Genomic DNA, 225 nt, shown 5'->3' with positions numbered 1-225 from the left:
ATCATACTCTGCAATTGGTATTGACTTGGGTATTACGAATTTTGCGATCTTTTCTGATGGTCAAAAAATTGATAATCATAAATTCACGGCTAAAATGGAAAAGAAACTCAGACGTGAACAACGTAAGTTGTCAAAGCGTGCTTTGTTAGCTAAAAAGAGGGGTGTCAACCTCTTTGAAGCAAAGAACTATCAAAAACAAAAACGAAAAGTAGCGCGATTACATGA

At 35.6% G+C, this 225-nt stretch carries 1 protein-coding gene; it reads left to right on the top strand.

Going from position 1 to position 225, the window contains the following annotated elements; translation table 11 throughout:
- On the top strand, positions 1-225 hold a 225-nt coding region (locus TP70_RS10155), incomplete at both ends, for a transposase (RefSeq protein ID WP_044361439.1).

This window comes from Staphylococcus microti (assembly GCF_000934465.1).
GTDB classification, from domain to species: domain Bacteria; phylum Bacillota; class Bacilli; order Staphylococcales; family Staphylococcaceae; genus Staphylococcus; species Staphylococcus microti.
The sequence above is the reverse complement of the archived record's forward strand: the minus strand, read 5'-3'. Positions and strand labels throughout refer to the sequence as shown.